At 42.2% G+C, this 26233-nt stretch carries 25 protein-coding genes and 1 pseudogene; 12 read left to right on the top strand and 14 right to left on the bottom strand.

What is annotated here, in order from left to right; genetic code table 11:
- Window positions 1-285 precede the first annotated feature (285 nt).
- The 7 genes from J0L60_04120 to J0L60_04090 form a co-directional block, all read right to left on the bottom strand.
- On the bottom strand, window positions 286-1902 hold the full coding sequence (locus tag J0L60_04120; protein ID MBN8545300.1) for a T9SS type A sorting domain-containing protein: 1617 nt from the start codon (window positions 1900-1902) through the stop codon (window positions 286-288).
- 481 nt (window positions 1903-2383) lie between these two features.
- The gene (locus tag J0L60_04115) at window positions 2384-2638 is read right to left on the bottom strand and encodes a hypothetical protein (protein MBN8545299.1); all 255 of its coding nucleotides are present in this window, start codon (window positions 2636-2638) and stop codon (window positions 2384-2386) included.
- 153 nt (window positions 2639-2791) lie between these two features.
- On the bottom strand, window positions 2792-2962 hold the full coding sequence (locus J0L60_04110; GenBank protein ID MBN8545298.1) for a hypothetical protein: 171 nt from the start codon (window positions 2960-2962) through the stop codon (window positions 2792-2794).
- A gap of 31 nt (window positions 2963-2993) precedes the next feature.
- Complete coding sequence (locus tag J0L60_04105) at window positions 2994-4532, bottom strand: T9SS type A sorting domain-containing protein (GenBank protein MBN8545297.1); 1539 nt, start codon at window positions 4530-4532, stop codon at window positions 2994-2996.
- A gap of 596 nt (window positions 4533-5128) precedes the next feature.
- Window positions 5129-6295, bottom strand: a complete 1167-nt coding sequence (locus J0L60_04100) for a hypothetical protein (GenBank protein MBN8545296.1) — start codon at window positions 6293-6295, stop codon at window positions 5129-5131.
- Complete coding sequence (gene miaA / locus J0L60_04095; GenBank protein MBN8545295.1) at window positions 6288-7220, bottom strand: tRNA (adenosine(37)-N6)-dimethylallyltransferase MiaA; 933 nt, start codon at window positions 7218-7220, stop codon at window positions 6288-6290. The genes J0L60_04100 and miaA overlap by 8 nt, the downstream gene beginning before the upstream one ends.
- Window positions 7217-9568 carry a cyclic nucleotide-binding domain-containing protein gene (locus J0L60_04090; GenBank protein MBN8545294.1) on the bottom strand — a complete coding sequence of 784 codons (2352 nt, stop codon included), beginning with the start codon at window positions 9566-9568 and terminating at the stop codon, window positions 7217-7219. The genes miaA and J0L60_04090 overlap by 4 nt, the downstream gene beginning before the upstream one ends.
- 51 nt (window positions 9569-9619) lie before the next feature.
- Here J0L60_04090 and J0L60_04085 point away from each other — a divergent pair, with 51 nt between their 5' ends.
- Genes J0L60_04085 through J0L60_04065 form a run of 5 tightly spaced genes read left to right on the top strand, consistent with a single transcriptional unit; the run spans window position 9620 to window position 11773 of the window.
- A complete protein-coding gene (locus J0L60_04085) occupies window positions 9620-10255 on the top strand; it encodes a DNA-3-methyladenine glycosylase 2 family protein (protein MBN8545293.1) in 636 nt (211 codons plus the stop codon).
- A 30-nt stretch (window positions 10256-10285) separates the two neighbouring features.
- Complete coding sequence (locus tag J0L60_04080; protein ID MBN8545292.1) at window positions 10286-10846, top strand: sigma-70 family RNA polymerase sigma factor; 561 nt, start codon at window positions 10286-10288, stop codon at window positions 10844-10846.
- On the top strand, window positions 10843-11076 hold the full coding sequence (locus J0L60_04075; protein MBN8545291.1) for a hypothetical protein: 234 nt from the start codon (window positions 10843-10845) through the stop codon (window positions 11074-11076). Before J0L60_04080 ends, J0L60_04075 begins: the two co-directional genes overlap by 4 nt.
- Before the next feature lie 15 nt (window positions 11077-11091).
- The gene (locus J0L60_04070; protein ID MBN8545290.1) at window positions 11092-11334 is read left to right on the top strand and encodes a zinc ribbon domain-containing protein; all 243 of its coding nucleotides are present in this window, start codon (window positions 11092-11094) and stop codon (window positions 11332-11334) included.
- Window positions 11335-11350: 16 nt separating this feature from the next.
- Window positions 11351-11773 carry a rhodanese-like domain-containing protein gene (locus tag J0L60_04065; protein ID MBN8545289.1) on the top strand — a complete coding sequence of 141 codons (423 nt, stop codon included), beginning with the start codon at window positions 11351-11353 and terminating at the stop codon, window positions 11771-11773.
- 23 nt (window positions 11774-11796) lie between these two features.
- Here J0L60_04065 and J0L60_04060 read toward each other — a convergent pair whose 3' ends face one another.
- A complete protein-coding gene (locus J0L60_04060) occupies window positions 11797-12369 on the bottom strand; it encodes a hypothetical protein (GenBank protein MBN8545288.1) in 573 nt (190 codons plus the stop codon).
- Window positions 12370-12562: 193 nt separating this feature from the next.
- Here J0L60_04060 and J0L60_04055 point away from each other — a divergent pair, with 193 nt between their 5' ends.
- From J0L60_04055 to J0L60_04045, 3 genes and pseudogenes are all read left to right on the top strand, one after another.
- A complete protein-coding gene (locus J0L60_04055) occupies window positions 12563-13447 on the top strand; it encodes a hypothetical protein (protein MBN8545287.1) in 885 nt (294 codons plus the stop codon).
- A pseudogene (locus tag J0L60_04050) lies at window positions 13447-14139 on the top strand (N-acetylmuramoyl-L-alanine amidase). The gene J0L60_04055 and the pseudogene J0L60_04050 overlap by 1 nt, the downstream one beginning before the upstream one ends.
- A gap of 17 nt (window positions 14140-14156) precedes the next feature.
- Window positions 14157-14573 (top strand): cytochrome c, encoded by a 417-nt coding sequence (locus J0L60_04045; protein MBN8545286.1) that lies wholly within the window; start codon window positions 14157-14159, stop codon window positions 14571-14573.
- A 49-nt stretch (window positions 14574-14622) separates the two neighbouring features.
- On the opposite strand, the gene J0L60_04040 is transcribed toward J0L60_04045, so the two are convergent.
- Both J0L60_04040 and J0L60_04035 read right to left on the bottom strand, forming a co-directional pair.
- Entirely contained in the window at window positions 14623-15009 is a 387-nt protein-coding gene (locus J0L60_04040; GenBank protein ID MBN8545285.1) for a response regulator, read from the bottom strand.
- A 46-nt stretch (window positions 15010-15055) separates the two neighbouring features.
- Entirely contained in the window at window positions 15056-17740 is a 2685-nt protein-coding gene (locus J0L60_04035) for an immune inhibitor A (protein MBN8545284.1), read from the bottom strand.
- Between the two features lie 174 nt (window positions 17741-17914).
- Here J0L60_04035 and J0L60_04030 point away from each other — a divergent pair, with 174 nt between their 5' ends.
- Together J0L60_04030 and J0L60_04025 are read left to right on the top strand one after the other, a co-directional pair.
- Window positions 17915-18373 (top strand): hypothetical protein, encoded by a 459-nt coding sequence (locus tag J0L60_04030; GenBank protein ID MBN8545283.1) that lies wholly within the window; start codon window positions 17915-17917, stop codon window positions 18371-18373.
- 109 nt (window positions 18374-18482) lie between these two features.
- A complete protein-coding gene (locus J0L60_04025) occupies window positions 18483-19937 on the top strand; it encodes a T9SS type A sorting domain-containing protein (protein ID MBN8545282.1) in 1455 nt (484 codons plus the stop codon).
- Between the two features lie 36 nt (window positions 19938-19973).
- Here J0L60_04025 and J0L60_04020 read toward each other — a convergent pair whose 3' ends face one another.
- On the bottom strand, window positions 19974-21116 hold the full coding sequence (locus J0L60_04020; GenBank protein MBN8545281.1) for a glycosyltransferase family 9 protein: 1143 nt from the start codon (window positions 21114-21116) through the stop codon (window positions 19974-19976).
- A complete protein-coding gene (locus tag J0L60_04015) occupies window positions 21113-22267 on the bottom strand; it encodes a glycosyltransferase (GenBank protein ID MBN8545280.1) in 1155 nt (384 codons plus the stop codon). Before J0L60_04015 ends, J0L60_04020 begins: the two co-directional genes overlap by 4 nt.
- Before the next feature lie 326 nt (window positions 22268-22593).
- Between J0L60_04015 and J0L60_04010 the strand changes: the two genes are divergently transcribed.
- Both J0L60_04010 and J0L60_04005 read left to right on the top strand, forming a co-directional pair.
- On the top strand, window positions 22594-23202 hold the full coding sequence (locus tag J0L60_04010) for a hypothetical protein (protein MBN8545279.1): 609 nt from the start codon (window positions 22594-22596) through the stop codon (window positions 23200-23202).
- A complete protein-coding gene (locus J0L60_04005; protein MBN8545278.1) occupies window positions 23199-23969 on the top strand; it encodes a nucleotidyl transferase AbiEii/AbiGii toxin family protein in 771 nt (256 codons plus the stop codon). The genes J0L60_04010 and J0L60_04005 overlap by 4 nt, the downstream gene beginning before the upstream one ends.
- 90 nt (window positions 23970-24059) lie before the next feature.
- Here J0L60_04005 and J0L60_04000 read toward each other — a convergent pair whose 3' ends face one another.
- Window positions 24060-25319 (bottom strand): NAD(P)/FAD-dependent oxidoreductase, encoded by a 1260-nt coding sequence (locus J0L60_04000; GenBank protein ID MBN8545277.1) that lies wholly within the window; start codon window positions 25317-25319, stop codon window positions 24060-24062.
- Between the two features lie 73 nt (window positions 25320-25392).
- A complete protein-coding gene (locus J0L60_03995; protein ID MBN8545276.1) occupies window positions 25393-26205 on the bottom strand; it encodes a protein tyrosine phosphatase in 813 nt (270 codons plus the stop codon).
- Window positions 26206-26233 lie beyond the last annotated feature (28 nt).

The raw sequence follows: 26233 nt of genomic DNA, 5'->3' as shown, positions 1-26233 counted from the left end.
AGGATCCGATGATGGTCTAACATTTTTGTATTCCGCCCAATCAGTTACAATATCCGTTATTCCCAATTCCTTCAGTCTTGGATGATAATAATTACTGTCACTAACTGATAATTCTATTTGGGCAGAGTTACCATGAGGCGGGTGCAGGTACTGCACCATAAAATCAAAGAATCCGATCTGAGGGAAGTAATCTACTCCCGGTCTGTTTTGTGCGAATGCACAAAACGAAACTAATACGAATATGAGATAATATCTTGCATGTCTCATAATACTCAACTCCTGAATTTATTTAATATATGCCACTTTTACGGTCGTGACAGATGAACCTTTCTCCATGTAGGATGAAACCCTGATCAAGTATGTACTGCTTGAAACATTAAGCGAACTGAAATCTAAATCTTCACTATGTTCACCCCTTGCTCCAAAGGCAGATTTTGAATAAATTTCTTTCCCCATTATGTCAAACACTTCTATGCGAATAACTCCATCATTCGGCTGGATGCAGTTGATCTTAATATTTTTGTTGAAGGGGTTAGGAGAAGCAAACACTCTTAACTCTGAAGCAAGATCTGTGCTGTATTCAGATTTGATAGAGGTGGGTTTTCTTGTACCTTTTATTATGAAAGTGTTTCCTGCTGGTAAATTATTATCATAGTCTGCATTTTCCATTATACAAATGTCATCGGCTCCATCTCCTGTAACATCTCCAATCCTTCCGCCAAAATTAATAAAATACCACGCTCCATCAAGAGGTGAGTAAATTCTTGCTTTTTCATCCGGGACAGGATTGCCACCAAGGTAGAGTCTCGCGTCGGTGTGGTAGGTGTGAAACACGACATCATTGTAAGAGTCTCCGTTCACATCTCCCGGGGAAAATAGATAACTCCACCCGTTGGCTTGAGTATTAAAACCCTCTACGGCGGTTGTATTCACGGGTTTTGAACCGTTGAACATCACGGCTCCGAAATAAAACGGGTAGATATCTTCAAGTGCATTCTTTGTAATTATATCCGCCCTTCCATCACCATTCATATCGGGGACGGAAAAAATGCTAGATGAGTAAGAAGCAAAAGCATTCTTAATATCAGAATATTCATTAAAGCTATATGTGTTATCTCCATAAAGGTATCGTCGTGCGCTTCCAGGAATGGCTGCTCCTCCAATCACAAAAGAAGGGTCTGCTCTACCATCACCATCAATATCTGTAAAGGAAAAACTTCTTAGAGACCATTGCATTCCATATCTATCAATTTCTATAGGCGGGGTGTAGGTATGATATTGTTGCAATGGGGTAGTAGCTGATGTTTCAAAAAAATAAAGTGTTCCAGTTTGGTCTCCATTATCGGGCGGAATTGTAAAATAATGTTGGCATATTATCAGTTCTTCCCATCCATCCCCGTTAATATCAGCGGGCCACTCTCTCCCAAGCAAATAGATCGTTTCTCCTGTTGTATCAGGAAAATTAAAGGTCATATCGGGGAGTGTATCAAAAGCAGGACCGCCAAAATAAACTTTGTACCAATGATTGGTTTCATGCCATTTTTTTTGTCCGATTATGAGGTCTCTGTAATTATCCCTGTTTACATCACAAGCGGTTATTGAGTAGGCTCCTGCAGGATGTCTGATAGAAAAAGCCGGAGTACTGCTTAACGGGTTACCTCCATAGAAAAAATGTGCATAACCACCACCATATAGTTGTCCATTTGCACTGTCCTGTTCAACAAGAACAAAGTCATCGAAGCCGTCATTGTTCTGATCTCCCAAATAGATAACCGATAGATCCCAATGCCATGCTCGCCGAACAAATACAACAGAATCGAACTGGGCCGAAACTTCACCAAATACAGCAAGTGTAAAGAAAATGGTACAGTACAGTCGAATGTTGAAATATTTGATATTCATTATTACTCCAATTAGCATTATTTAAAACAAAAAACGGAGATTCACACATAACCATTCCATCGGGCAGCGAACTGTCCGCGGGGGCAATGTGTCAATCTCCGTTTTTAATACGGGACTACTAAACACACAAACTATTTAAAGATTAACAATTGTCTCCTACGGCTAATTCACCGTCTATTGTTGATCTTATCGATATGGGTCTTCCTTAAAATAAAAAATTAACTTTACTGGAAAGAAATTACATTTAAAATTTGATATAGTCAAGAGGTTGAAAAAATAAATTTTGAACAATATGACTCGGACCTATAAAGATAAATTGTAAAAGGGAGTGGTTGTTATTGGTTATTACGAGTTTATTATCAGAGAAGTTGTTTCAAAAAAAGGCTGCCCCTCTCGATACAGCCTTAATAATTTAACATTCTGGTGCGGGCTTTTCAGCCATCAACCTTCATTCCTCAGCCCTATTTAAGCAGCAAACCTTTCACCGTTTTAGAGTATGTTGTCCTGCTCTCAAGCGATAGGGCTTCAATGCGGAAAATGTAAACTCCTGATGAGAGTTTTGTTCCATTGAATCTCTTTTCATGCAGACCCTTTTCCATCTCGCCCGCGGTCCCGATTTATCGGGACCACCTTCTGACCAGTGATGCTGTAAACTGTCAGCGTTATGAAGCTTCTCGTTTCCATTGACCGAGAATGATATTTTGATTAATAAATCTGTTAATTCGTAGAAAAACATTTCTGAGTTCGTCCTGATAACCTAGATTAAACTTCAGGCAAAAAACTTTTAAGAACTGTAAGTCTTGATGTTGCTATGGGAGGGAAGTTTTGGATTGTGATGGCGCAAGTTTCTTTGTTTTACCGGGTAATCAGTTTGAAAAAGGCTGAGGTGTCAATCCTGAAAATTCTTTAATTCTGTTAATCCTGATTCAGACAATATTAGACCAAAATAATTCACTACAAGATCAAAAAATGCAATTTGTGGCATGTAATCGATGCCCGGTCTCATTTGCGAAAATGTTAACCCGTTAATGAATACGAATAAAAAAAGTAACTTTTTCATGGTTAATTCTCTTTTCTTGTTGTTTGTTCACCTATTTTATTAATTGAACCTTAACACTTTTGGCTAAAGTTTTTTCACCCGTTTTTAGGGTGATATTAACTATATATGTGCCGCTTGAAACGGCATGGTTTCCCAGGTTTATCTGTTCAGTTTGGGTCCCTTTCTCTTTTTGTAATGATTCGTTATATATTCTCTGACCGAGGATATCATATATCTCAAGGCCGAGTACCCCGGAATCCGGCAGGGCATATTGAACAGAAATCTGTCCGGTGGTCGGGTTTGGTGATACCGTCACTAATAATATGTTCTCTTCTTCTTTTTCCTCCTTTTCTTCTTTAACCGATACAGGTGTTCTTGTCCCTGAGTATATGTAAATATGAGACAGTACTGAGGTACCTGCTGTCTCCCCAACACAAATATCTGCAAGTCCGTCTCCGTTTATGTCACCAACTCTTCCCCCCAAATGCATACTGTTTAACCAGTAGTTGGAAAAATATTGTTGTGCAGCCTGACCGGTTATCGTTCTGCCCCCCAAGTATAATGCAAATCTGATATATGGAACATACTTCAAAAAATCACCGTATCCATCTCCGTTTACATCCCCGGGCGAAAATCCATACCCTCCTGAGATTCCTCCCGCATTCATCAATAAATCAGGCACAAGGTCGGGTGGTTTGCTTCCAAAAGATAAAGCATACTTGCCTGATCCTGCAATCGATAGGAGCACACATATTTCACCTTTGCCGTCTCCATTCATGTCATTTAGTAGATACACTTGACGAAGATGATTCACTGAATCAGACGAGAATTCATAGTAGTCACTGAAATTAAAACTGCTATTCCCATAATAAAATCTGAGTAGTATACTCTCTCCATCATCTGCAATAACTGATAAATCGGATTTTCCATCTCCATCAAGATCAGAAGAAAATATTAGATTTTCAAAATAATACATGTTTCCAATTCTGGGGATCGAGAAATACTCAAGTGGTTGATTTTCTTCAAAATTTCGAACAAACCCAATTTTGTGTGAGATGCCTGTTTTAAACACCAATTCTTCCCACCCATCACCATCAAAATCTATTGGCCACATTTTCCCTATAAAATAAGCGGGTACTGTCGAATCAGGAAGTGTTAGCACATAATCGGGTATTGTATCCAAATCGGGTCCACCATAGTATATATTGTATCTGTATAAATCTTGTGAAATCCCTCCAATTCTCATTACTATATCACGATAACCATCTCTATTCATATCGCAACCCGTAATAATTAGCGGATTAAGTATTCTAATTCGGAAAGCTGATGTATCCGGTATAGGGTTACCGCCATAAAAGAAGTGTGCATATCCCCAGTTGTCAAATCTTGAATCCATCTTGCATATAATAAAATCATCACATCCGTCATCGTTTTGGTCCCCCATGTAGATAACGGATTCATTCAAATAATATCCGGAGTCTAATAACATAAGTGAATCGAACTGCGCATTTAGCTCTGTTGTGCAACCAACTAAAAGAAACAGAACTGAAAACGAAACAAATTGAAAGGGGTTATTAGTTAGTTTAGACATAGAATTTCCTCACACAAAGTTTTGTGTTGATGGATTAAAAAATAAATATTTTTTAGAAATGTTACCGGAAGGCACAAAGCGATTGGCAATCCTAAATCGAATTGATTTGGAATAACAGGAGATGACAGGATAACAAACCAAAACGGAGGTGGGGTCTGTTTCCCTGCAGAAAACAAAAATATTTCCCAAGTGTTGATAATAAGCCCTGCTTTAAGAACTATAAACAATGAACCCATTATACCTTTTACTCACAATGAATTGCGCAACATTGAATCAAATTAAAATCCAACGCTCACTTTAAAATCATAACAACATCCAAATAAAAAAAGGTAAAAAGTAATACATTTTCCTGATTGCATTATAGAAAAATTTTTTTAATTCTGAGAGTTCCAGAATGATTTTTCGAGGGCAGAATAATTGTTTAGTTTACAGGGAAAAATAGTAGCAAAGGTGAAAAAGGTTTAATTCTGGGATTGATGAAAAAAAAAGGCAGGGAAGAGGCATCAAACTTTTTGGCTGAACTCTTTGCAACTAATTTTTCAGGTGAACCGGTATTTCGGTACCTCTGTACCTTTAGGTTCCGTAGTCCACAGGATCTAAGTTTCTGAGGTTCTGTGATTCCTGGTTTCCGAGGTTCTGAAAAGAGAGACCAGCCTCATGGTTTTCAGAGCATCGAACCAGATGTCTTTTTGTTTTGAAATCTGGGCTGAACTCTTCGATGATTTGTAAATGCTCCTCATCGCGGTTGAGAATTTGTAGGACTCCAAAAAGTCAAAGGTCTCTTCATCTGTTTTGCGGATGGTGTCAATCAGTTCTTCAACGGAAGTGTAATTTTCATGATATACACTCAAAAACGATTTGAGCCGTTCAAACACGATTGGGGGATAGGCCATGATCTCTTTTCCTGTCTCTTTCCTGTCGTTCATTGCCTTTCCTGTTCCGAAAATTACTCTATCACTCACTCTGTTTGAGGGAAACACCAAGACCTCTTCAATACTTTCAATCTGAGCGACCTTTGCGATGCTCTCGAGAAAATAGAAATCCTCGGCAGCCCTCCGGGTATTCATGCCCCCTGCCTTTACATAAGTTGAAACATTCGAAACCATGGTCGAACCGATAAAATGCCATGCGTATGGGGAACCTGCGTATTTGAGTCCTTCGGTGTACGATCTCAAATAAGCTTCATATTCCCTGATAGCTTCGATATTTTCAGCATCATCTTCTCTGTGTTTATATTCCAAAACTGCGGCTTTGCACCCTCTTTGGGCAAGTTCGATGAGCGTTGTAAAATACGAAGTGGCAACAAGGCAATCGGCATCGACAGAGACGAGGAGAGAGTTATCGGGTCGGGCGGGATCAGTGAGGGAAATTGCCGAATCGAGACCTGTTTTCCTAGGGTACCCGGCTCCCGCAAACTTTACCGGCACTTCCCTCCCCTCACCGGGCATATCAATAATTGCAACGGGAAGGGGGGAGCTGTTGCCAAAATCAGTCAAAATCCTTACTGTCTCACGACTTGCATTTTTAATTTCGGATGTAGCATCTTCAGGGTGGTTAACGACAAAAAGACAGGCGATTTTTTCGAATGTTGAAGGGTCGTTTGCGAGGAATGATTCCAAAAGGAGGGGAAGGTTTTCAAGTTCATTGTAGCAGGGCACCACAACAACCACTTCTCTGAAGTTTGAAAAATTCTGATAATCCGGCTTAAGATGAAGACCCCGTTTTGCAAGATATGCTGCGACGGGGTCCTTAAATTTATTCAAATATTTCGAATCCTGCTTCTTCGATCAATTTTCTCGCTGCGGTAATGTCCTCGGGGGCAACCCAGTTAACATGAACGCCGTTTTTTTCGAGTTTGGTTATACCCGTAATTTGCTTTTTGGCATAATCGTTAATAGCATTGAGCAGTTTTTGGATCATGTCGTTTTTGGAAAGTTCTGATTTGAGATACTTACCGGCAAATTTGTATTCGAGACCAAAATATTCGAGTCTTTCGGCTTTGATTCCGGAATTCATCAGTTCCCTGACTTCATCAACCAAACCTTCACGGAGACGGTCGGCAAGCCTGATTCGAATTCTTTTGTAATACTCTTCTCTGGAAACCTGTGTGGAAATAACGAGAGGATTCAACTCGATTGGGGGGTGGGTAAGTCCGTTTTGCTTCTCATACTGAATGCTCTCGCGTGCAATTACGAGTGCTTTTGCTGTTTTAAATTTCTCAACGAGGTCAGTCCTGTTATGAAGCAAGGGGTTCAGTTCTTTCAACTCGGCGATCAGTTCTTCATGTTCCTGTACCATAAGCGCTTCAGCTTTTTCCTCGAGGTTCAGAACCTTGATCAGCGGGTAACGAAGGAAAAGAGCTGTAAAATACATGTAAGTGCCTCCGCAGAGCACGGGCACTTTACCACGGCTTACTATGTCGTAGTAACTGTTGTAGAAATCTTCGAGAAAACGGAAAACGCTGTAGTCTTCCTTCGGGTCGAGAATATCAATGAGGTGATAAGGGATTTTCCCTTTAGGGGTTCTGTAAGCATTCAGGTCCTTACCGGTACCGATGTTCATGCCGCGATAAACCTGTCTTGAGTCGCAGGAGATTATCTCTCCATCGACGAGAGAAGCGATTTTTACAGCAAGATCAGTCTTGCCTGTGGCGGTCGCTCCAATAACTGCAATATAATCATACATCATACGGGCAAAGCTATAATTATCTCAGTTCCCTGAGTTTTTGTTGATTCCAGGTAGATAAATCCACCATGTTCTTTAATTATCTTGTTGGCGATTGGAAGTCCCAACCCGACACCTGTTTTTCCGTAGGTGTAGAACGGTTCAAAAATCTTTTCCCTAAGATCAGGGTGAATCCCAGTCCCGGTATCTCGAATCGAGATGAGGATGTTCGATTCATTCGCGGAAGTGGAGAAATAAATCTTTCCCCCCTCAGGCATCGCATCGAACGAATTCTGTGTGATGAGCGTAAGGGCGTGAATAAAAAGCTCTTTATTGAAGAACATCACCATGTCGGCGTTATATTTTCTCAGAAGTGTAACTTCCCTCTGTTTCGCCGGCTCCGAGACCTTCACGAGGAAGTCATCCAAAAGCTCACTCACCAGATAAGGCTGTTTCGAAAAGCCCGACACTTTCCCCACAAAAAATTGTATTGAATCGAGAAATCCTTTTAAGCCGGCGGCTCTTTCGCGAATGATATCGAATCCGTATCTGACCTTGTCAGTCAGTTTTCCCCTGTCAAGGGTTTCACTGATCGAAAGAATGGTCTCGACCGCGATTTTGATTTCCGATCCGAAAAATGCTGTATATTTTTGAAGATCCTCGTATTTCCCTGTCAGTGAGGTTTTGCCGTCCGCTATTTTGTCCAGGATTCCCGAAGAGGCTTTTGCAATATCTTCAATTGACATCACATCATGTGTGGTAAATCTTCCGTTGTTCGATGAGAAGAAAAGGAAGCAACCATTCACCTTGTTTTCTCTCCCGATAAGGGGATAGTAGAGAAGTGAAGAGGGAATCTCTTTTTCGTCGATATTTTCCAGCCCTTCCATCATTCCCGAACTGTCAAGGTCGAAAAGTGTTACGGGCTCCTGCATTGTGATGAGCTCGTAGGCTATTTTTTCACGAACGGCGAAGTTTGTATCCTCTGATATATGCCCCGTAACAGAGGAGAGGAAACCGCCGTCGAATACAAACATAACGAATTCTTTGGCGTTTACGAGCTTTAAAACATCTTCTTTTACAATGTCGTAAATATCAACCGGTCTTTCAGCAGTACAGATGGAGGTGATTAGCTCAAGTTGTTTCCTAAGGGCAATTGTTTCACCGCTGTTTACAATTGTGATTTTTTCGGGTACCGGCTGCCCGGCTACCGACGGAATTTCAACATTCTCCCGAAGCTCCTCTTCTTCTGAAGTGGTGATTTGCTCTGCCGGTTCTTCCGGTAAAGGCAGTTCAACCTCGACAGATGAAAAGTCACCATCCGCTTCGAAATAGGGTTCTTCTTCAGTTTCCTCTAATGCTGACCGGTTTAGCAGGTCGTAGTCAGGCTCCTCAATTTCCATCGGGGGCTCTGCATATCCGTCAAGAAGTTCCAACTCCTTATTCGGATCAAAATCGTCCATCTCTTCTACAAAATCTTCATCTTCTTCAGGTAAACGGAAATCGTCATCGTCTTCATCGCCGAGTTCGAAATCGTCATCCTCGAAATCCTCAAAATCATCGTCATCTTCGAAAAAGTCCTCTTCAACAACAGCTTCATCAAGCTCATCCACTTCACGAAGAAGTTCTTCTTCACTGATTACCTCGTCACCGCCTTCACCTTCCTGTATAAAAAGGGTATCCAACCGGTCTGGTTTTTCAGTTGTATCCTGAGTGTCCGGTTCATTTACAGGCTCAAAGTCCTCATCGTCAAAATCGAAATCATCGTAAACGCCTTCCTCCTCAGGTTCTTCCGCAGGTACTTCAATTACGGGTTCTTCGGGAAGTGTCGCAGGTGAGACTGTTTCAACATCCCTTCGGCTAACTTCCACTGGTTCAAGCACCACATCCGGATCGGGAGGAATTGAAAACTGTTTCCCGTCAGGCTCATTATTGTCGATGATTGTCTCGGCACCCTCTTTTGTAAGATCATAGGTTTTTGCGAGATTAATCTTTACATTTATTCTAATTTCATCATTCCCGTACAGATATGCCAAAAACCGTTCTCTGCTCAATACAAAGAATTCAGAGTCGATCTCTGTTATAGCGGTGGAGGTTCTTTCTTTCCCCTCAAGCACTTCCCTTTCGCCAAAAAAATCACCCGCTGCCCTTGATACTATCTTGGCACCGGTTTTGGTTTTGATCTTAATCTTCACAAGTCCATACAGAATGAGGTACACATTATCGGAGGGCTCTCCATTCTGGAAAACCAGCTTACCTTCAGGAACCTCAACGATGTTGCTCTTTAAACCACCGAGGGAGGCAGCAACATCAGGAGCTTTTTTGAAGAAAAAGTTCGTCTTTAATTTTTCGACTAATTTTGAAGTTGTTAACATTTATGTTTGAGAATAAAAAATTTTTCATTTATAAACAACTAACTTAATTAAATGCATCGAAATGAAATAGAAAAAGGTATCGATCATTTGCGTAAAAATGACCCAATCCTTAAACCTTTAACGGAAAAAATACCTCCTTACTGGTATGAACCCCGCGAGGAGTACGCAAAAGACCTTATTACAGCCATATTAAATCAGCAGCTTTCGATAAAAGCAGCTTACACCATTGAGCAACGATTCCTTAAAAAATTCGGGGATCCACCCGATTTAACCGCCCTTCTCGAGGCTGACCACCAGGATGTCAGGGCTCTCGGACTTTCGAATGCAAAAGTTACTTATGTTAAAGCAATTGCGTCAGCCTTTCTGAATGAGGAGGTACACTTCCACAAATTCCCGGAAATGAGTGATGAAGAAATAATCAAGGAACTTGTTAAAATAAAAGGTGTCGGCGAGTGGACTGCCCACATGTTCCTGATGTTCACTCTTATCAGACCAAATGTATTGCCTGTGGGTGATCTGGGGATCAAAAGGGCGATTATGATCAACTACGATCTCCCCGAAATGCCCGATGCGAAAACTGTTGCAGAAATTTCCAGAAAAGGTAATTGGGCACCTTACAACACGATCGCATGTTATTATTTATGGAAGAGCATAGACCAACCGGGTGCTGCGTCCCCTATTTATTGAATCTTTTTTAAATTTGAAACATCATACAACATGTCAGAAGAACAAATAATTGACCTGGCCAAATCCGGAGACAAAGATGCTCTGCGTGACCTGGTGAAAAAATATGAAAAAACCATTTTCAGTTTTGCGTTTAAAATCTGCAGAAACAGGGATAAAGCAGAAAATGTGATGCAGGAAACCTTCCTGAGTATGATTAAATCACTCAAAGGTTTCGACGGAAATTCAAAACTTTCCACCTGGCTCTACCGTATTTCCATGAATCACTGTCTGATGTCGGCAAGAAGTAAAAAGAAGGAACTGTTTGTTGAACCCGATAACGACGACGAACTTTTCAACGAAAAATATGCCGCTGACTGGTCGACAATTCCTTACAAATCTGTTGAAAATGCAGAACTGAGGGAAATTTTGGACATGGCGATTGACAAACTGGCTCCCGAATACAGAATTGTCTTCACCCTGAGGGATGTTCAACAGCTTTCAACCGAAGAAACTGCCGGAATTACGGGTTTATCAGTACCGGCTGTGAAGTCAAGGCTTCACAGAGCAAGAGCTTTTTTAAGAAATGAGATATCCGAGGCTTTCAAAAAATGAAATTCGAAGAAGTAAAATGCAAAGATGTGATGCTGCACATCTGCGAAAACCTGAAAGAAGATATTAACTCCGAAAAGTGCAGAGCCATCAGAGAACATATCGAAAAATGTGATGCCTGCAAGGATTATTGTGCCTCCGTGGAATGTACCATCGACTGGTACCGCGAATACAATCCCGACTTTACGGATGAACTTCACAGAAATTTATTAAGCAAACTTGGTCTTGAATAATCACAGGAGATAACCATGCCAATTTATGAATATAAATGCACAGAGTGCGACCACAAATTTGAAATTCTTCATCGCTCAGTCACAAAGATTGAAGATGTAAACTGCCCAAAATGCAAGTCAGTAAAGATTAAAAAACTGATTTCCACATTCTCTGCTTCAGTGCCGGGTGGATTTTCTTCAAAAGATTACTCATCATACTCTGCCCCCTCATGCGAGTCGGGTGGCGGTTGCTGTGGTGGCGGATCGTGCAGTCATTAAAAAAACAAGAGGAATCATGAGAAACAAATTTATTCTTCCCCTGGCACTGCTGATATTCGGCTTCTTCGGATGCAATGCCCAGAATACTTCGGACCCAAACTCAACAGGAAAATCCTCCTCGAGGACTGAAATCTCTGTTGATGAACTTAAAAAATTAATCGACAGCAAAGACAGCAATCTTGTGATTCTCGATGTAAGAACAGCAGAGGAACTGACAGGTGAGCTTGGTGCCATTCCCGGAATCATCCACATTCCCGTTCAGGAACTTGACAGAAGAGCCAATGAACTCGATAAATACAAAGACAAAGAAATAAAAATTATCTGCAGATCAGGAAACAGGTCGGGCAAAGCCTGTACCCTGCTCAAAGAAAAAGGCTTCAAAACTGTGAATGTTGCGGGCGGGATGAAAGCCTTCAGAAAAATTGAACCTAAAGAGTGAGAGAGGGGCGTGTGCCCCTCACTCTATTTTTTCTGAATTGTAAAACTTCCTTCGAGTGTCAGGTCACTTGGGGTTTCCGCTCTGATATCGGTTCCACCACCTTTTACCGAACCTTTTATTACCGAACCTGTTTCACTTATCTCAATCTGACCCATATTACTCAGGAAGAGATATTTACTTGCAGGGTCTGCCCCGGGAATCCATCCACTGATGGTAAACCCGTTTTTCCCGTTTCCTTTACCACTCATCTTGCCGACTTCAAATTTTCCGGCTTTATCTCCGGTGAAAGTAATTTCCACCTGGGCGGAGTCTTTGTCCAGCATCCCTTTGAACATCAAAACGGTTACACCGTCAGCGTCAGAATAAGAGGCGGATAACGGTTTCAGGGTATGTTTTCCATCCTTAAACATCTCCCCTTTGATGGTGAGGGTCAATCCGTCGCCGGTTGCCTCTTCCACGGGAGCAGGAGCAGGAGCGGCAGGTTTGGTCTCAACACTGTCGCTAAGAGTGTATTCACGGGAGTTTTTGTCTGAACAACCGTAAAAAAATGTGAATGCGATTAGCATCAGAATCGGATATATGGTCAGCTTTTTCATATTTGTTTACCTGTTTTAATAATTTCGTTTTCGGTCAAAATTGCAAAATTGGCTTTTTAACAATGTCAAATATAAGAAAATCGTTCCGACAGGAGAACACACAAGTAAAAAGATGCGTAAATTTTTATATTTCATAAGTTTACAATAATTGCTTAATTTAATGCTTTAGTTTTAATAAAGTCCGGAAATTGTAATGAAATTGGTTGTCAAACTTCTTTTACTGGTATTTTTATCGATCTCTGCAGCCTCTGCACAGTCTGTGGAGATAACTGTCAAAGACAAAACCAAGAAAATAAAGACAGTAAAAAAATCGAGCGTAACATATCTCTCGCTGAATGATCTGTCGTCCAAATTTTCTCTTAAACTGACCAAATCGAGCGAAAACACAAAGTTTGATCTGGCAACATCCTCCAAGTCTTCTATCAAGTTTACTGCAAAAAATCCAAATGCAGTAGTTACAAAAGATAAAAAGAGCAAGACCTACAAGATGTCGAAATCAGCAATCAGGGAAGGGGGCGACCTTCTGATTCCTGTTGCAGCAAGCAAGGAAGCATTCTCTGCCGCATTCGAGGAGAAGTATTCGTATAAATTTCCAAAAGATGGTTCGATAGCGGACGATAAAGAGACAAAACCTGAAAAGGAAGACAAGCCCGTAACAAAAAAAGATGAGAACGACGACGACAAGGATGTAAAGACCAATAAAAAAACTGTTATCGGTAAAGCATCCTACGAAGTGAAGTCGAACGGAATGATGGCAACATTTTTCTATACCGGCGAAGCAAACGGAATTAAACACTCCCTGAAAGACGAGAGTAAAAAATATATCTCGATCACCATTGAAAAATGCGATATTACACTTAAAAACATCGAAAAAACTTTCAAATCAGGACCTGTGAAGGAAGTAAAGGGAAGAGTCAGAAAAGGGACGGGTGAACTGATGATCTATGTGAACGACTCCTATTCCTCCTATGAAGTAAAAAGAATTAAATCAAAAAAAGAAATTCAGGTTCTTGTTTATTCAAAGTCGGAGACAGGTGAAGCTCCGGTAAAAAAAAAGACGACTGGAAATTTGATGTAGTCGTCCTCGATGCCGGTCACGGCGGAAAGGATGCGGGTGCTGTTGGCACCAACAAGACGAGGGAAAAGGATGTTAACCTTGCTGTAACTCTGAAGGTCGGGGAACTGATTAAAAAAAATCTCCCCGGCGTGAAAGTTGTTTACACGCGAAACAACGATTCGTTTGTGGAACTCTACCAAAGAGGCAAAATAGCAAATGAAAAATCGGGCGATCTCTTTATTTCCATTCATTGCAATTCAACACCCGAGAGAAACAGCAAAGCGAGCGGATACGAGATTTACCTGCTCCGTCCCGGCAAGACAAAAGATGCTATTGCAATCGCAAAGATTGAAAACAGTGTAATCAAATATGAAGATGACCCTGGGAGATACAAAGAACTTGACGATGAAAATTACATCCTCACTTCCATGGCTCACGCAGCTTATATGCACCACTCGGAGAAGTTTTCCGGATTATTGAACAAAAGTTTTAAAGAACACACCAACCGTTCTTCGAGGGGAGTTAAACAGGCAGGGTTTTATGTTCTGATAGGTGCTTCAATGCCAAATGTACTGATAGAACTTGGATTTATTTCAAATGTGGAAGAGGAAAAATACCTCGCAAGCGGGAAAGGGCAGGACCAGCTCGCAAAGTCCATTTTTGAAGGGATAAAAGCTTACAAAAATTATTACGATATTGCAAACGATAATTAACAACTTTTCGAGGTTACATGACTAAAACCTTAGTATGGATTCTAATCTTTCTGGCGGCTTTTGCCGGACTCTTCTTTCTTCAACACCTGACCCGTGATACCGGTGCCCCGGCATCAGGTGCAGGATACAGTGAAGGAATGGGCAGTTCGGAAACTTCAGGAGCCGGTGGTAAAGAGCTGGTATCTCAATTTGGTTGCTTGAACTGCCACGGCGGTGAGCTTGAAGGCACAAAAGCAGCACCACCCCTCACCGGGCTGGGTAAATATTACGACAGAGAAGCTTTGATCGCATACCTGCGAAATCCTGACAAGAATAAAACAGGTGCGCGTTTCGACGATTACAAAACGAAATATGCTTCCGGCATCATGCCGGCATACGGGAATAAAGATCCAAAAGATCTTGGCAAGATTGCTGATTACCTGTTGTCAAAGTAGAATATTTGCACTGAAAAGAGAGGCTGTCTCAAAAGGGGCAGCCTCTTTTTTATTTTAAAGCGAGCACTTTGTTAAAGATTTCGAGTAAAATCCTTTTTCTGAACGGTTTCGACAGGAAATAGTCAAAACCCTCTTCGAGAAGTTTCTCATCGTCACCTGACATCGAATATGCCGTAACAGCCACGACGGGAACCCCGGCAAACCGGGGCATCTGTTTGATGCTCTTAAGGAGGTCGACACCATTACCACCCCGCCCGAGGTTGAGGTCGACAAGCATCATCACGGGATCGCTGTCAGGCTGATTCAGATAAGTCTCTGCCTCATCAAAACTGTATGCACTCTTTAAATCAGCCATTCCCTCAAGAATGATTTTTATAAGATCGTGCATCATGTGATCATCATCTATGAGAAATACGACAGGAAGTCCTGACTTCATCTCTGATTCACTTTCCAACTGGTTGACAATTTAATTTTTACTATCACTACTTCAAAATTAACATTTTTTTAGTCTCCAAGAAGGTGCCTGCTGTAATCCGGTAGAAATAAACACCACTCGTCAGACCGGAAGCCTCAAAATCGATAAAATGCCAGCCTGCTTCCATTTCACCCGATACAAGAACTTTTTTAGTCTGTCCCGTCGCATCGAAGACCTCGAGTTTTACCATGCTCCTTACGGGTAATGTATAACTTATTCTCGTGACCGGATTAAAAGGATTGGGGTAATTCTGCCCAAGGGCATATTCTGCAGGATTTGCACTCTCAACTTCAACCGGTCCATAAATGGTTGAAGTGCCGTCAAAATCGATCTGCTTTATCCTGTATGAAATTATCCCCTGCACGGCTCCGGTTATGTTGTCCTCAAACGCATATGAGGCGGGCGACTGGCTTGTCCCCCTTCCCGGCACAAATCCTCTCTCCTCCCATCCTGTTTCGCCCGTTCTTCTTTCTACAACAAAACCTTTGTTGTTCAACTCTGATGCCACTTCCCACTTTACGGTTGGCAATCCTTTGGAATTGATGGATGCAGTCAAGGATGTAAGCTCAACAGGTACAACCGAATAGCCAACTATACCAATATCATCGAGGTAGATACCGTCTTTTTGTTGTGTGTTATCGGTTACAAGTCTGAACCTCAGCAAAACCTGCTGACCTGCATAGGGTAAAAGGGAAACTTCCTCTTTAACCCAGCTCAGCCTTGATCCGTCATACACAGGCTGGTTTGGCGGCTGGAACGATCCTGTGCTCATCTCGGTATATTTCCCCTGTAAAGCGGTAAATGAGGAACCTCCGTTGGTGGAAATCATCACCTGTGCATAATCGTAATTGGATTCGATATCATATTTTAACCAGAACTCAAGTTTAGGATTATTTACTCCCTGCAAATTCACGGGGTTTGTGGTGGTCATCGTTACCGTTGCACTCGCAATGTAATTACCCGTTTTGCTGTCGGTAAACGACACCGGGGAAGAAACAAATGATGTGGTGGTCGCCTCCCACTTTGGTGATGTTCCCGGTGTGGCGGTAACTGTCCAGTTGGTCAAAGGGTTGCTGGTAGTATCAAGAAAAATGTAATTTGGAACCCCAAGAGTTATCAAAAGTGTATCCTGTGACATTACCGTGTTCTCTTTTACAGTTTTAATCATCACTTTGTGAGAGACTCCGCTGCCGGCATTCCATCCGATAAAGAAACTTAACGGTTGAGCAACAACCGCAGTATCCATCGAAGCGAGATTGCCAAGCGCAGTTGATCCGGTCACAACTGAAATATCCTGCGAAAGTGACACAAGCTCCACCGAAACTCCCGCTGCAGGAGACAAGCCCCTGTTCTTGAAAACAGGTCTCATTGTTACCGTTTCCCCCGGATTGAAATATTGCCGATCAAATCGAGGGGCAAACAAAGAAACGAACTCCCCTGCAACCCACGACTTGAAAAGGAGGGGTCTCAGGTTCAGTTGAACAAGTGGGAAAATTCTGCTTTGTGCGGGCCAGAAACCGTCTGCATCCCCGCCAATCTCGAAGGTATAGCCAAACGATTTTGGCTTTGTTGTCTGCTCTCCGTAAAACCAGTCACGGGAACTGCCGTTCGAATTGTAGCCGAGGATTGTTCCCCCGTTCCCGTACTCAAATCCGTTATATTGCGACATGTAGCTGCAAAAGTCGCTGTAGATTGCATTGTCAGGGGTTACCTGATTTATATATCCCCACGGGTAGAGCATCGCATTTGCATAAGAGTGGAAATTGATGTATGTCCTGAAATTCTTCTGAATGGATAAATTTCTTATAGCAGCCACCTCCGGTTCTGAAAATGCCGAGGGTCCTCTGTAGGTTTCAGATGATGGTTCGGGACTGGAACCTGTATTGTCGTAGCCCCACATAAATCCAAAATTCCTGTTCAGATCGACACCATAGTTACCGCTGCCGCTGTTCCTCCTGTTTTTCCTCCAAAACCCTCCACCGTTTGGGTTTGTTGAGCGGTTGTATTCATAGCCGTCAGGGTTCACAACAGGAACAAAAAATATTTCCCTGTTATTCACGAGATATGTCACCTCGGGATTTGTACCATAGTTCTCGCAAAGATAGTACATGTAATACAAGACCGTCATCATCGAAATCGGTTCACGGGCGTGTATCAACCCGTCAAAAAGTGCTCTCGGCTCATCCTCGTTACTGTTTGGATTGTCACTTATCTTCGCTGCCCAGATCGGTCTTCCGTTTTCCGTCTCCCCGATTTGAAATTTTGCCGTTATCAGGTTCGGGAATCTGGCATGAAGAGAGTCAAGCTGATTTATCGCCTCCTGGAAAGTGTAAAATCCCCCCATCGATCCAAATCCGAATCCTTCAACTCCATATCTCTCTCTGCTCTCACTTAAAAAAGCAGCAGATTCCTCCGGTTTCAGTTTTGGAAGTGAATTGTAGTAACTGTTCCAGTCCTCAATCAATACTTCATATTGCAGCCCGGATGACTGAAGCTGTCCAAATTCCTTTGAATTTAGGAACATCCTGATGGTTCCGTCTTTTTCAACCGATGTTTCCTCAAGGTCGAATGCCAATTGAGCAATTGCTCTGAACCCTTCGGTCTGAGACGGGAAAATTTTAACTTTTTTATATGTTTCCTGTGCAAAAAGGATGGACACCAGGAGAAGAAAGATGGTAATTGTTTTTTTCATAGAGATAGAAGGAGAGTGTTTGTTTAAATTGATATTTATGCCCTTTAAAATTCGTTAATTATTGAATTACAACAAAAAAATATTTTTAAAAGGTTTGCGTTTTAACACATTGCAGGTTGGAACCCAAAACATATATTTGCACATCAATTTAATCAATTATTACAGGTATTACAAATGCGCAAGTTCCTTTTTATTCCACTCATTTCCCTTTTTATATTAGCCGGCTGCTCGAAAGACGATAATCCGGTTACACCACCCGTTGACAATACTCCATCAGCTTATGCGGCATCGTGGAAAGACTCGGTTCAGTCAGCAAGCGGACTCGAGTATGCAATCGTTACATTTAACGGCTCGGGAACCAACGCCTCACTCGCCGGACAGGGTTATCTCCTTTTCAGAAAAACAGGCTCAAGCACCGTTACTGTTACAAGAACCCTTAACCCCGTGGGCTCGGTAAGAAACGATTCATTGTTTATTGTCTTCAGTTCCGCTTCTGAAAATGAATGGGAATTTAAAGGAAAACTAAACTCGACCACAGGAAGAGTAAATGGTGAACTTCAATTGAAATTCAAAAGTTACCCCCTGATCGCAGATACCACTTATAAATTTAACATGTCACTGAAAAAACAGTAGCAAATAAATTCCAACTCCAACCCCGATAGCCATCGTTATCGGGGTTTTTTATTGGGTCAGGTTTAGATATATTCGCAGATGCAATGTGAATAAATGAAAACAAAAACCGATGAAACTTAAATATCTTCTCCTTGCACTGCTGCTCCATATCCCCTCGGGTTTTTCGCAGTCGGGCTTTCTTAATTTCCTTTCCTACATCAATACAATTCAGGACCCTGTCCGGAAAATCGCTGTGGCAGACAGCTTTGTGAATGCAAACAGAACCACGGGTATCCCCATTAAAGAGGGGAATATGGCGGTGTTTCTTTACAACTCAAATGCGAATTATATCCAGCTTGCGGGTGATTTTACTGCCTGGTCGGCAAGCATTACCATGAACAGGATAACGAACACCAATCTGTTCTACTACTTCCGCTCCTTTGAAATGAATGCCCGCGTCGATTATAAAATTGTGGTGAATGGAAGCACCTGGATTCTCGACCCCCTCAATCCGAAACAGTGCCCCGGTGGATTCGGTCCCAACTCCGAACTTGCAATGCCGGAATATGTTCAACCATGGGAAATTATACGCAGACCCGGACTTCCTGCCGGTGAGCTTCTTGCATACTCCATCAACAGCACAAATACAGGTACCTCTTTCAATTATTACATCTATCTGCCACCGGGATACGACTCAACCTCGACCCGTCGCTACCCTGCCATATATGTTCAGGATGGCACCGATTACCTCTCCCTCGCTCAAGCAGCGACAATTCTCGACAATGCAATCGACAGCGGGAAAATAGAACCTGTGATAGGAATCTTTGTAAGACCGAACAACAGAAATGATGAGTATGCCGGGACACTCAGGAACAAATACATGTCGTTTTTTGCTCTTGAGCTGGTTCCTTTTATCGATGCTAATTACAAAACCATTCCCGATAAAAATAAAAGACTTGTGCTCGGCGACTCATTTGGAGGGAACATTTCTGCAATAATTTCGTGGAACTACCCCAATATCTTTGCGAACTGCGGCTTGCATTCGGGTGCTTTCTGGCCCAACGATTATGAAATCTATAACACGATAATTTCAGCACCGAAAAAGGATATAAAGTATTTTGCAATCTGGGGTACTTATGAATCACTCTACGGCAACATGAGAAGTTTCAGGGATACACTGATATCAAAGGGCTACACTGTCTGGACGAAGGAATTTCCCGAAGGACACAGTTGGGGGTTGTGGCGTGCAAATCTGATGAATATGATCCACTGGTTTTTCCCGGCGGGACCTGTCTCGGTCGACGACAAGTCTTCCGTACCCGTGGTTTTCCAACTGCTTCAGAATCAACCGAATCCGTTCAATCCCGAAACCAGAATTTCTTTTACTCTCACCACTCCCGGAAAAACGAGTTTGAAGGTCTATAATCTAAACGGAAAAGAAGTGGCGGTTTTGATTGACAGGGATCTTGCGGCAGGCTTCCATACAATTAATTTCCGTCCCGGCGATCTCCCCTCGGGAATCTATTTTGCCAGACTGACAAGCGGGAAAAACAGCGGAACGATCAAACTCGCATATATCAAATAGACGGGGTGTCGGATATAGAGCGATTTTAACCTGTCGTCAGGCGAGACCAAGTCCAAAGGCTGAAAGAACAGCATCCAGAACCATTTGCGTGGAGATCATTTCCATACAGTTTGGTTTGAAGTCGCACGACGGTTTGTAGCAAACAAGACAATCCATCTGCGGGTATATCTTCGTTATCCTTCCGTAATCCTCTATCTCATTGTATGAAGTGGGACCAAACAGGCAGATCACCCTTTTCTTCAGTGCTGTGGCAGCATGCAGAGCCATCGTATCACCCGTTATCACAACCTGTGGTATGTCAAGAAGTGCGAAAAAGGTTCGGAGATCGTTGTTTGTACCTGTCGAAATCAGTTGAGGGAATTTTTCAGTAAGCTCATTTATTCTCTCTTCTTCTTCCCTGCCGCCATAAAGAAGAATTTGAATTCCGGAGACAACACCATAAAGGAATTTTATCAGTTCCTCAAAACCATCCATCCTCCACTGCTTCAGTTGCCATCTGCCCGATGCACCAACATTTATTCCCAGCAGATATTTTGCCTCGTACAATGCGTGTTTTTCGATGAATTGTCGCTTAAGTTCAAGCTCTCCGGCATCCAGTATCACCTGAATCTCCCCTTTTTCATAAGGTAGACCGGCAATTTCGTGGATTATCTGCTGATAAGTTTTGGTATTTGCTTTTTTGAGGTGATCGAAGGCTCCCATCTCAAACCACTCATTAGCCTTGCTGTCAGAAGGAATGACCTTCCCCGTATTGTCCGTTTCAAAACCGTATTTACAGAATGAGCCGACAACAGTTGCAAGAGGAGCACTTTGAGGTGATGCATCAGGATGGATTACAATATCAAAATTTTGTTCGGCAATTTTTAATACCTCAACAGTATCCTCAAATGCCACAACCCTCTCGACCATGTCAATATTCTTAAAAACGGGAACAGAATTTCTTTTTGTTACCCATGTGATCCGGCATCCGGGCCATATTTTTTTTATCGCGGGGAGAATGGAGGTTGTTCTTAGTACATCCCCAAGAGCATCAAGCTTGATGATTAATATCCTGAAACCCGTTTCACCCGGGTCATATTTTTCATAATCGTTACAATTCGTGCATATTCTCCCCTCCAGCTTGTTGAATTTGCAGGGTCTGTCGCCGGGGAAGTGGATGCAGTCATGTTTCAGAATCATCGGGTCTGTTCCTCTATTATCTGCTTAAAGAGAGCGGGCATGTTGTTGAAACCATTCGCCGAGACCTTTTCAGAAATGTGGGCGGGGAAATCAAATTTTTCTCTCTCCTCAAAGAATTTTATCACACCATCAACAATCGCTTCAGGTGAATCGGGTTCGATTACATAGCCCGATTTTCCCTCATCAACAAATTCTGCCAGACCACCAACCCGCGTAACAAGTACCGGCTTCAAAAATCCGTACGCCACATTAAGAATCCCCGACTGTGTCCCGCTCCGGTAGGGAAGGATCACAAGGTCGGCAGGCTCATAGTATTTGTAAACTTCCTCATTCGAGATAAACTTGTTGATCATATACACGGAGGAACTGATGTCTCGTTTATTTATTATGTTTTTATAAAACTCAAATTCATCATAAAACTCTCCCGCAACAAGGAGTTTTATTCCGGGATCTTTAGCTATTATCCCGGGCATTGCATCGAGCAAAAGATCGAGTCCCTTATACTTGCGTACATATCCAAAGAAAAGGATTACCTTGGAATCCCTTGAAAATCCGAAGGATACTTTCGCCTCCCCGGAACTTACTCCACCCGAACTTTGATAACAATCGTAAACAGGTAGTTCACTCCTGTAAATTTTTCTTGCACCTGCAGTCTTTTTAAGTTCTGATTCAACTTTGGCAGAGAGTGTCAGGAATGCTCCGGCGTTTTTTAAACCGATTTTTGTGAGTGTATGATCGATAAAACTCCCCTCGTGCGAAATGTAGTTCTCGGTTATAAAAAGAATTCTTCCCTTATAAAAATTCTTTATCCGTGAAGAGATTACCCTGTGGCAAGGACCAAAAAACGGTTGCCACCAGTCGAAAACAACAAGGTCCGCTTCCTCTTCCCTCAGTTTCTTCGCCACCTTTAACCAGTTAAAAGGATTGATCGAGTTTATCAGTCTCTCGTTTGGTGCCTTTTTAATGTTTTTTTCACTCTTGTCAAACTGGGTGGTTCCCGGGAAAAGAAATGAAGGATAAAGAAGTTTGTAGTTGTATATCTTTACTTCAAAATCATCTTTCAACACATCATACAAACTGGAAACAAACAATGAGTTCCCTCCCCTGTAAGGGTATGCGGGACCGATAATTACTATTTTCTTTTTCGTCATTCTCTCAAAAAGCTAAAATTAAACTTCAAATATAATGGTTTTTAGCTGATCGGATGCAGACGGACAGAGTTTACCATTTGACAGAGAGGAATTCCGTGAGTGTCTGCTTTTGGATAAACATCCTAAAACCAAATTTAAATTTAAGAATATATCTTTTTCTGAAAAGCTTAAGAAAGTGCCCTTTTTATTTGCCGGAATACCTGATCCCCTGACCGTCCTTTCCGTTAACGGGTGATTAAATGTTTGGATAGTTTTTTTCTCATCAAATTTATTTAGTTGATTTAGTTTCTTTTTTGTACTTTAAACAGTATAAAAATGAAATGTTTATGAATTACCAATCATTTAGAACTGCGTTTTCTGATTATCCCCTTTTCACTTCCGGTGACTTTGCCGGTTTAGGTGAAAAGATTTACTACCACCGGTTGGTGGAGTGGCAGAAAAAAGGATACATCCGCCGAATGGCAAAGAATGTCTTCACATTCCGCGGGAACCGGCCGGATGAGTGGATGCTTTTCCTCGTGGCGAACAAGCTATACGCCCCCTCGTATATTTCACTCGAGAGTGCTTTAAGTCTGCACGGTTTGATACCCGAGACAACCTTTGCCATAACTTCGGTGAGCTCAAAGAAAACCACACGGTTCGAATCTGAATCCGGCCTTTATATCTACAGGAAGGTTAAGCCCGCTCTTATGTTCGGTTACGACCTGAAAGTTTACAGAAACACCGCCATACGGATCGCTACTCCCGAAAAGGCAATTCTCGATTTTCTTTATCTCAATCCCGGACTTGAGGATCAGGGTAAGCTTGAAGAGTTACGAATAAACTGTGACGAGTTTGCCGGAATTAATTTTAAGAAGATCACCGCCTGGCTCAAGTACATCGATTCCCCTGCAATAACCCGACGGTTCAGGAAACTCGAAAGGATTGTTAGATGATAAGCCTGGAAGCGATAAGTTCATTCTATTCAGGAAAAGAAGTTCAGTTCAAACGACACATCTTGAGGGAATATCTGCAGTACAGGATACTGGCTGTTGTATTCAGCAGTAACTACGCCGATAAGCTCTGCTTCATAGGCGGAACCGCGATCAGGATTGCGCATGGTACCAAACGATTCTCCGAGGATATCGATCTTGACAACTTCGGTCTGAGTTTGGATGAGTTTGGAGAGATATCTGATCTGATTGTGGAAATGTTCTCGGATGAAGGCTATTCAGTCGAGATTAAAATAGTAAGCAGAAATGCTTTCAGATGCTATTTCAGATTCCCGGGATTACTGTTTGATCTCGATCTTTCCGGGTATGAATCGGAAAAGATTCTTATTCAGCTTGATACAGAGGAACAAATTATCCCCTACAAACCAGACTATTTTCTACTGAATAAGTTCGATGTTTTCCAGAGAATCAAGATTGCTCCACCAGGGGTACTGCTTTCGCAGAAGTTGTGGGCTATTCTTAACAGGAAAACACTAAAAGGCCGGGATTTCTACGATGCAACCTACCTCTTTGCGAAAACAGAGCCGGATTTTAATTATCTTAATGCAAAAGCCGGTATTTCAAATCTCGACGGGCTGAAGAGCCGACTCCTTTCCAGGTGTCAATTACTTGATACAGGGAATCTAAGGGAGGATCTGCTGCCTTTTTTGATTGAGCCGGGAGAAGTGATCAGAATTGATGCTTTTGCTGATCTGATCAAAGCCATGTGATGAATTAAATCTCGAGGTCAGTTCTAAGGCATCAGGCAATACATCACTTCTCCATAAGCCTCAAAACTTTAAATGAACATTGATTTAATATTAGTGCATTTTCCTTGGTTCCCCCGTTATAAGTCTCGCGCCAGGCTTAAAAGAAATGTAATACCACACCCATTCTGCCATTACACGGTAGCGGTTACGGAAGCCGATAAGATACATAATATGAATAAATGCCCATAAAACCCAGGCTATAAATCCCGAGAGTTTGATGTTGCCCGCCTGAAAAATTGCTTTTGCTCTTCCGATTGTTGCCATGCTTCCTTTGTTGGAATAAACAAAGCCCGGAACAGTCCTGTTTTCGAGTCTGTTTTTTATCAATTTGCCGATATACCTTCCCTGCTGCATTGCCACGGGTGCAATACCGGGGAGAGACTGACCGTTTTCGATGAAGTTTGCAGCATCGCCAATTACAAATATATCTTCGCTCTCTTTTATGCTGCAGTTTTCCCGCACCATCGCCCTCCCCATTCTGTCTGTTTCGGTTCCGAGAGTTTTTATCAGAGGAGAGGCAGTATTTCCTGCCGCCCAGATGATATTGTGCGTTTCTATTCTCTCGTCACCCAGCGTCACGCCTTTCTCATCAATATTGGTTACCATGGTGTTAAGCCGCACTTCCACCCCCATGTTCCTGAGGTTTTCGGCAGCTTTTTCGTTTAACGGGGAGTCGTATGCTCCAAGCAGCCTCCCCGAACCTTCAACGAGTATTATTTTGGTCTGACGGGTGTCGATATTTCTAAAATCGTTCCGGAGGGTCTTTGTGGCAATCTCCGCCAAAGAACCTGCAATCTCAACTCCGGTAGGACCTCCCCCGATCACAACAAATTTTACGGGAATGTTTCTCCCCGTTAAAAAAGCCTCGTTTTCAGCTTCTTCAAAAGAAACAAGCATGTTTTCCCTGATATTAAGCGCATCCTTGAGGGTTTTGAGTCCGGGGGCATTCTCCTCCCAGTTATCCTTCCCGAAATAGGAATGCCGGGAACCGGGGGCAAGGACGAGGAAATCGAAATTTACCTTTTGACCGTCAACAGTAACCGACTTGTTTGATTTGTCGATGTCAGTCACTTCTCCAAGGATAACCTCAACATTCTTCTGCCTCTTTAAGATGGTACGAATTGGTGCCGAAATGTCGGCGGGTGAAAGGGCACTTACAGCAACCTGGTACAGAAGTGGCTGGAAAAGGTGGTGGTTGCTTTTGTCGATCAGCACAATTCTGACCGGTGAATTTTTAAGCGATTTTACGAGCTGGAGTCCGGCAAAACCCGCACCCACAACTATCAGTGTTTTATTTTTATCTGTTTTCATTTCTATTCTTCTGCATTTAACAATATTGGATATATAATAGAAACAAAAATTTTCAACTTATCGTTTAACTTCCCTATTTAAACACTTCCCTCAGCATCCTCGTCTGCTCCTTCAGATTTCCCTCCAAAGCCTCACAATTCAGGTATCTGATTTTCTTTTGCTGACAATAAACCGAGAGAGAACCGTCATCGGTGACTGTTGCTGCCGCCTGAAGAACAACATTTATCCCCTTCCCTTTAATCAGTTCGAAATCTGAACGGTCAACCACAAAGAAAAAATCATGCGGACTCATCTTCGGATTTTGGAACACCTCATCTGCATCCCTCACCAAGGAGCCCCCTTTCAAATAATCTTTGAGGGAATAACCTCTTTTATTGTTGTGAACCGCAACTATTGTATCATATTTTGCCAAAAGACAGGTGATGCTTTCAGCAAAAAGAGATGTTGCTTCTACTGCCTCAGGGGAGGATTTGCCATTGGCTTTGAGTGTTTTCTCTATGCCGGCTGGGGTAAATATTCTGTTGGGATCAAACCTGTATTTTTTCTTGTTTATCCGGAACGCGATCTTTCTCTCTCCTTGTGCCTGCACCTCGAGGAAAGGGTCATCCGTCTCAGAAATCAACTTTTTCGTTGCATCAACTGAAGTGTTCTCGTCGTCATGAAGATTTATAAAAACCTTACGGGAAACGGAACCGAAATTATAAAATTTTATTTTTATCTCCGTCTCCCCGGCTTTGAGGAGGAGAATTGTATCCTTCAAAACTGCAGGGGCGACACTTCCCGCCGGGATTTTATCTTTTGAGGATATCTCAATTTTTTCTGCAGGTGCAGTATCTGCCTTGCATCCAACGATGGTGAGGATGACCATTAACACGAATACTCGCATTGAACTCAATCTTAAATGTCCAGTTTTC

The sequence above is a fragment of the Ignavibacteria bacterium genome (assembly GCA_017302895.1).
Taxonomy (GTDB): Bacteria; Bacteroidota; Ignavibacteria; order Ignavibacteriales; family Ignavibacteriaceae; genus UTCHB3.
Note: the sequence above shows the minus strand (reverse complement) of the source record. Positions and strands in the feature narration are given on the sequence as shown.

Excerpts from the sequence above, each read along its gene's own strand:
- J0L60_04120 (MBN8545300.1), bottom strand. The coding sequence starts at position 1,902 with ATGAATATCAAATATTTCAACATTCGACTGTACTGTACCATTTTCTTT.
- J0L60_04115 (MBN8545299.1), bottom strand. The coding sequence starts at position 2,638 with ATGTTTTTCTACGAATTAACAGATTTATTAATCAAAATATCATTCTCG.
- J0L60_04110 (MBN8545298.1), bottom strand. The coding sequence starts at position 2,962 with ATGAAAAAGTTACTTTTTTTATTCGTATTCATTAACGGGTTAACATTT.
- J0L60_04105 (MBN8545297.1), bottom strand. The coding sequence starts at position 4,532 with ATGTCTAAACTAACTAATAACCCCTTTCAATTTGTTTCGTTTTCAGTT.
- miaA (MBN8545295.1), bottom strand. The coding sequence starts at position 7,220 with ATGATGTATGATTATATTGCAGTTATTGGAGCGACCGCCACAGGCAAG.
- J0L60_04090 (MBN8545294.1), bottom strand. The coding sequence starts at position 9,568 with ATGTTAACAACTTCAAAATTAGTCGAAAAATTAAAGACGAACTTTTTC.
- J0L60_04085 (MBN8545293.1), top strand. The coding sequence starts at position 9,620 with ATGCATCGAAATGAAATAGAAAAAGGTATCGATCATTTGCGTAAAAAT.
- J0L60_04080 (MBN8545292.1), top strand. The coding sequence starts at position 10,286 with ATGTCAGAAGAACAAATAATTGACCTGGCCAAATCCGGAGACAAAGAT.
- J0L60_04075 (MBN8545291.1), top strand. The coding sequence starts at position 10,843 with ATGAAATTCGAAGAAGTAAAATGCAAAGATGTGATGCTGCACATCTGC.
- J0L60_04070 (MBN8545290.1), top strand. The coding sequence starts at position 11,092 with ATGCCAATTTATGAATATAAATGCACAGAGTGCGACCACAAATTTGAA.
- J0L60_04065 (MBN8545289.1), top strand. The coding sequence starts at position 11,351 with ATGAGAAACAAATTTATTCTTCCCCTGGCACTGCTGATATTCGGCTTC.
- J0L60_04060 (MBN8545288.1), bottom strand. The coding sequence starts at position 12,369 with ATGAAAAAGCTGACCATATATCCGATTCTGATGCTAATCGCATTCACA.
- J0L60_04055 (MBN8545287.1), top strand. The coding sequence starts at position 12,563 with ATGAAATTGGTTGTCAAACTTCTTTTACTGGTATTTTTATCGATCTCT.
- J0L60_04045 (MBN8545286.1), top strand. The coding sequence starts at position 14,157 with ATGACTAAAACCTTAGTATGGATTCTAATCTTTCTGGCGGCTTTTGCC.
- J0L60_04040 (MBN8545285.1), bottom strand. The coding sequence starts at position 15,009 with ATGAAGTCAGGACTTCCTGTCGTATTTCTCATAGATGATGATCACATG.
- J0L60_04035 (MBN8545284.1), bottom strand. The coding sequence starts at position 17,740 with ATGAAAAAAACAATTACCATCTTTCTTCTCCTGGTGTCCATCCTTTTT.
- J0L60_04030 (MBN8545283.1), top strand. The coding sequence starts at position 17,915 with ATGCGCAAGTTCCTTTTTATTCCACTCATTTCCCTTTTTATATTAGCC.
- J0L60_04025 (MBN8545282.1), top strand. The coding sequence starts at position 18,483 with ATGAAACTTAAATATCTTCTCCTTGCACTGCTGCTCCATATCCCCTCG.
- J0L60_04020 (MBN8545281.1), bottom strand. The coding sequence starts at position 21,116 with ATGATTCTGAAACATGACTGCATCCACTTCCCCGGCGACAGACCCTGC.
- J0L60_04015 (MBN8545280.1), bottom strand. The coding sequence starts at position 22,267 with ATGACGAAAAAGAAAATAGTAATTATCGGTCCCGCATACCCTTACAGG.
- J0L60_04010 (MBN8545279.1), top strand. The coding sequence starts at position 22,594 with ATGAATTACCAATCATTTAGAACTGCGTTTTCTGATTATCCCCTTTTC.
- J0L60_04005 (MBN8545278.1), top strand. The coding sequence starts at position 23,199 with ATGATAAGCCTGGAAGCGATAAGTTCATTCTATTCAGGAAAAGAAGTT.
- J0L60_04000 (MBN8545277.1), bottom strand. The coding sequence starts at position 25,319 with ATGAAAACAGATAAAAATAAAACACTGATAGTTGTGGGTGCGGGTTTT.
- J0L60_03995 (MBN8545276.1), bottom strand. The coding sequence starts at position 26,205 with ATGCGAGTATTCGTGTTAATGGTCATCCTCACCATCGTTGGATGCAAG.